The organism is Sulfurimonas sp. (assembly GCF_032250635.1).
In the GTDB taxonomy this organism is placed as follows: domain Bacteria; phylum Campylobacterota; class Campylobacteria; order Campylobacterales; family Sulfurimonadaceae; genus Sulfurimonas.
Map to the genome: position 1 here is coordinate 1 of NZ_JAVVFL010000168.1, position 4,769 is coordinate 4,769.

The window sequence follows — 4,769 nt, forward strand, 5'->3', positions numbered from 1 at the left end:
TACTTTTTTCTCTACCGTGTAAGGGCTGTAAACCTTTATGGCTTGATATATACGCTCCTCTTTTGCCTCAGGCATCGCTCTTTTCATTGAGACTACTCCCAAGATTAGAAAGGCTGTAAAGAACCCAAATATTAACGCTTTTTTCATACTCATTTTTTGCTCCATGTTTGTATATAATCTTCTGCTTTTTTATCAAGCATATTCATTCTCTCTCTGCCTTTTGGCAAACTCTCTCTTAGGCTTCTCATCTCTTTCAAAAAAACAGCAATGTCTGATGGAATCAGCTTTAGAAGATATTTTTTCAGATGTTTTGCAATAGCCGGAGAAGCTCCGGATGTAGATATGGCAATAGTTAAATCATCTTTTTTTATATATGATGGAAAAATAAAATCACAATAATCTACTGAATCAACAGAGTTGCAAAGGCAGTTGTAGTGCCTTGACTCTTTAAATATTTCTGCTTGAAGGGGGATATCATCAATTGCAACGACAACAATTGCAAAATCTTTAATATCGCCTCTCTTGTAACCTCTTTTTAGAAAATGAAGATTTCTCTCTTCTACCATCTTCTGCATCTCATCAGAGAGCTCAAGCGCTATTACAGAGATATCGGATGTAAAATCTAAAAGATGCTTTAACTTCTCAAAAGCGATAACACCGCCACCGACTATTAGAATTTTTCTATTTTCAAGTTTTAAGAAGGCCGGAAAATAACTCAATCTATCTCTTTTCGTCTCTGTTTGAGTGACATAGTATCATACTTTTTTTAAAACTCTTATTGATAGATATCAACTTAGATTAATTGAAATTAGATTACAATCGACATAAATAAAAATAATGAATGGAACTGTAATATATATGAAGGATGAAATTTTATCACGCATTCAAAAGAAATTTCCTTTGGTTGAAAGACCGTTTAAGGCTATAGCTGATGAATTAAATATGAGTGAAGATGAGGTTCTTAGCATTTTGCAAGAGCAGAAAAAAAGCAATATTATACGTCAAACGTCAGCAATATTTGACACAAAAAGATTGGGCTATATCTCCTCTTTGGTAGCATTTAAAATTCCTGCACAGAAGATAAGTGATGCGGTAAAGATTATAAACTCTCATCCTGGAATATCACACAATTATGAGAGAAATCACGATTTTAACATCTGGTTTACGCTCGCAGTTGCTCCAAACTCTAAACTAGGTCTTGAAAAAACGCTAGAGGTTCTGGCAGAAGCTACGGGAGCAGAGGAGTATATTATGCTTCCTACACTGAAGCTTTTTAAGATCAACGTAAAGCTAAACACTACTGGCAAAGATGAGAAAAAAGAGGAAGTAAAAAGAGTCAAACATACTGAAATAGAGCTTACTCCTCTTCATCATGCAGTAATAAGAAGCGCTCAATATGACATAGAGATGATAAGCGAGCCGTTTAAGAAGACAGTAGATGAGCTTGGTATCGATTATGACACTTTTTTTGGCATCTTAAATGAGCTTCAAGAAGCGGGAGTTATGAGAAGATTTGCTTCAATTCTCAACCATAGAAAAGCAGGCTTTAGCGCTAATGCTATGGTAGTTTGGGATATTGATGAAGAAAAAGGAGAAGCTATAGGAGAGAAAGCTGCTGCATTTAGCGCAGTTTCTCACTGCTATCTTCGCCCAAAATATGCAAATTGGCCATATAACCTTTTTACAATGGTTCACGGAAAGAGCACGGATGAGACAAATGCCATTATCGCTGATATGGCATTAGAGATAGAATCAAAGAGTTACATGCCGCTTTACAGCTCAAGAGAGTTTAAGAAGGTAAGAATAGAGTACTTCACTCCCGAGTTTGCCGCTTGGGAAGAACAATATGGAAATTAAGGAATAAAAATGGAACTTTTTTTAGAATTAGAAGCGGTATATATAGTAATAGGAATTTTTATTCTCAGCGTTACAGCGTTTGTAACAACTAGAGATTTTATGCCAAAGGTCGCATTTAAAAGAGGGATGCTCTCTGTTGGCGCTTTTGTCTTGATTATGGTAACTCTGCACTACAATGCGACAACATCAAGGATGCAAAACGTTGAAGAGATGTTTAATGCCGGTGAAGAGATAATTTGTGAAAACAAGATGAAAAGAACCGTTGCAAGATCTGTAATTTTGTCTAAAGCACTGGGCTGGAGAGTTGAAGATCATCTATTTAAAAATAGTGACTATGAGAGAGATTTCCACACTTCAAGATGTATTGAGTGGACAGGCAGTGATCTTAAGATGGAAGAAGAAGCAAAGCAAAAGAAAGATACTGAGTAGATGCTGGAAATATTTAAACGATACTCTTTAGCAATATTTTTCCTGCTGCTCATTAGCGGGTTAATGGTGCTTGCGACCATAGGCGTTAAGCATTTTAGCGATGGAATGGTTAAAGATGCCGGAATCGTAGTTAAACCAAGAGAGGAGCGTTTAGTAAAATGAGTCTAACTATTATATTGGCAGTTGCCGTAGCTTTAAGCCTTGCTTTCCACTTCGTTGGAGTTTATGTAGGCGCTAAAAAAACTGTTTGGGCTATGCTTGTTTTTGTATGGGCGATTGTTGTAGGCACAGCGATGAATGAGATTAAACCTGCAGGATACGAAGATATCCAGAAGATGAGAGGTCAGTTTAGCGACACCGATAAACTCATAGAAGAGGCGATGCCAGAAGTTTCTCTTTATGAGATGATAACAATCAAAAAAAGTTACCATACAAACAAACCTAAGAAATGAACCAAAAAAAGAGTGTCGGAATTATCGGATGTGGCTGGCTTGGAAAGCCGCTCTCTAGTGAACTTTCAAAAGAGTTGGATGTAGAGTGTTTCTCAAGGGAGTCGACTGCGGATGACGCTCCTTTTTGGCAAAATGATATAGTAATAATCGCAATAAACACAAAAGACAACTACTTAAAGACACTTCAAAAAATAGCCGCACTGACAAAACCTACATGTGAAATAATCTTAATGAGTTCGACATCCATCTACAGAGAGTTTGACTCAGACGTTGATGAGAGCGCATCTATCACAAAAACATCTCTTATAAAAGAGGCTGAAGATTTGCTTATTGGTTCAAAAGAGAGAGTTCTCATTTTAAGGCTCGGCGGACTTATGGGAGAGGATAGGGTTGCGGGAAAATGGAAGAGTGCTGTTGATTTTAGCGACGGTTTTGTCAACTATATCCACAGAGACGATGTGATAAATATTGTAAAGATGATGATAAAGAGCGGAGTAAATCAGGGTATATACAACCTTGTCGCACCAGAGCATCCGACAAGAAAAGAGATTCATCAAAAGAACAGCCAAAAATTTGGTTCTGAGATTGGAAATTTTCAAGGCTTTTCAAATAGGAAAGTTTTGTCGCAGAGGTTGATTAAAGAGCTTGGGTATACTTTTTTATATCCCAATCCATTGGAGTTTTGGGATTAGTTGCTTCTTGCTAAAGCGGCAAAATCAATCTCAGGGCTGTTTTGTTTCTCATCCTGATTCTTTTTGTCCTCTTCATAGCTGCCGGTGCTAAACGTATACTCGCTGCTTTTTAGTATGCACCCTTTCATTCCAGGAACACACTCTTTTTTAATAAGCTTGCAGTAGCCTTTGTAGTCATGTTGACATGTCCAACCCATCACAAACCCTCCTTTTAATAAAATAAAAACGAATTATGATACAATTTTTTAAATAAAGAGGAAAATATGGATTATAAAAAGTTAGATAAAACAAGTGTGATAGAGCATATCTCAAAGATAAAAAAAATTATGGCATATTTCGGCACTGATGATTTGACGGCAGAGGAGATCGGTGACGGCAATCTCAACTATGTATATAAAATAAGCTCTGTGCAAAATCCCCAAAAAGCCCTTATAGCAAAACAGGCAGTTCCATATCTTAGATGCGTGGGTGAAGAGTTTCCTCTGGGGCGGGAGAGAATGACATACGAGATAAGAGCCTTGCAGAAATTTTACAGCATCCTCCCAAGTTTTATACCCAATATTTACCATACCAGTGAAGATATGAGCCTTGTGGTTATGGAGTATCTAGGCAATCATGTTATTATGAGAAAAGGGTTGATGGAGGGGGTAAAATATGAAAAATTTAGCGAACATATATCGACGTATATGTCGGCTATGCTTTTTTACACATCATCTCTGTATCTTAGCAGTAGTGAAAAAAGAGCTATTATCGCTCAGTTTAACTCCAATATAGAGCTTTGTAAACTAACAGAAGATCTGGTTTTCAGTTTCCCTTTTATGGAGCATGAAACAAACGATAATGAAAATGTAAAAAACAATCCAGAGGCGCAAAAACTTTTTAAAGATATGGAGTTTAAAGAGAGAGTTATAGAGCTAAAATATAAGTTCATGACGCAAAACGATGCTCTTTTACATGGAGACCTGCATACGGGTTCCATCATGATAAACGAGAGTCAGACCTATGTGATAGACCCGGAGTTTGCCTTTGTTGGACCGTTTGGCTTTGATATAGGTGCTCTTTTGGCAAACTTGGTAAACAACTATATTTATCATGTCGTTGTTACAAAAGATAAAGATTTTCAAGAGTGGCTTTTAGTGACTATAAAAGAGGTTTTAGATAAATTTAGCGAGAAATTTCTGGATTTTTGGGCAGAGCATAGAGAGTCGGCTCTCTTAGTCGAGGGCTATTTGGATAGTGAAACACTTGTAAGATATAAAGAGAAATTTATAAAAAATATCATAAAAGAGAGTGTCGGATATGCCGGAGTTAAAATGGCAAGAAGAGTTTACGGTGTCGC

General features: G+C 36.9%; 8 protein-coding genes. 6 read left to right on the forward strand and 2 right to left on the reverse strand.

Annotation, left to right across the window (positions count from 1 at the left end; genetic code table 11):
* Nucleotides 1–149 precede the first annotated feature (149 nt).
* Nucleotides 150–719 (reverse strand): bifunctional precorrin-2 dehydrogenase/sirohydrochlorin ferrochelatase, encoded by a 570-nt coding sequence (locus tag RQ763_RS09540; protein ID WP_314152631.1) that lies wholly within the window; start codon nt 717–719, stop codon nt 150–152.
* Between the two features lie 139 nt (nt 720–858).
* Here RQ763_RS09540 and RQ763_RS09545 point away from each other — a divergent pair, with 139 nt between their 5' ends.
* From RQ763_RS09545 to RQ763_RS09565, 5 genes are read left to right on the forward strand one after another with little or no spacing between them, the layout of a single operon-like run.
* Nucleotides 859–1,857, forward strand: coding sequence for an Lrp/AsnC family transcriptional regulator (locus RQ763_RS09545; RefSeq protein WP_314152632.1), 999 nt, complete (start codon nt 859–861; stop codon nt 1,855–1,857).
* A gap of 9 nt (nt 1,858–1,866) precedes the next feature.
* The gene (locus tag RQ763_RS09550; protein WP_314152634.1) at nt 1,867–2,286 is read left to right on the forward strand and encodes a hypothetical protein; all 420 of its coding nucleotides are present in this window, start codon (nt 1,867–1,869) and stop codon (nt 2,284–2,286) included.
* Nucleotides 2,287–2,448: a hypothetical protein gene (locus RQ763_RS09555; RefSeq protein WP_294928445.1), complete on the forward strand. Its 162-nt coding sequence runs from the start codon at nt 2,287–2,289 to the stop codon at nt 2,446–2,448. It abuts the gene before it with no gap.
* A complete protein-coding gene (locus RQ763_RS09560; RefSeq protein ID WP_314152635.1) occupies nt 2,445–2,738 on the forward strand; it encodes a hypothetical protein in 294 nt (97 codons plus the stop codon). The genes RQ763_RS09555 and RQ763_RS09560 overlap by 4 nt, the downstream gene beginning before the upstream one ends.
* Nucleotides 2,735–3,430 (forward strand): hypothetical protein, encoded by a 696-nt coding sequence (locus RQ763_RS09565; RefSeq protein ID WP_314152637.1) that lies wholly within the window; start codon nt 2,735–2,737, stop codon nt 3,428–3,430. The genes RQ763_RS09560 and RQ763_RS09565 overlap by 4 nt, the downstream gene beginning before the upstream one ends.
* Here RQ763_RS09565 and RQ763_RS09570 read toward each other — a convergent pair.
* Entirely contained in the window at nt 3,427–3,627 is a 201-nt protein-coding gene (locus RQ763_RS09570) for a hypothetical protein (RefSeq protein WP_314152639.1), read from the reverse strand. The genes RQ763_RS09565 and RQ763_RS09570 overlap by 4 nt on opposite strands.
* Before the next feature lie 66 nt (nt 3,628–3,693).
* Between RQ763_RS09570 and mtnK the strand changes: the two genes are divergently transcribed.
* The coding region (mtnK, locus tag RQ763_RS09575) for an S-methyl-5-thioribose kinase (RefSeq protein ID WP_314152638.1) at nt 3,694–4,769 on the forward strand (1,076 nt) is incomplete at its 3' end.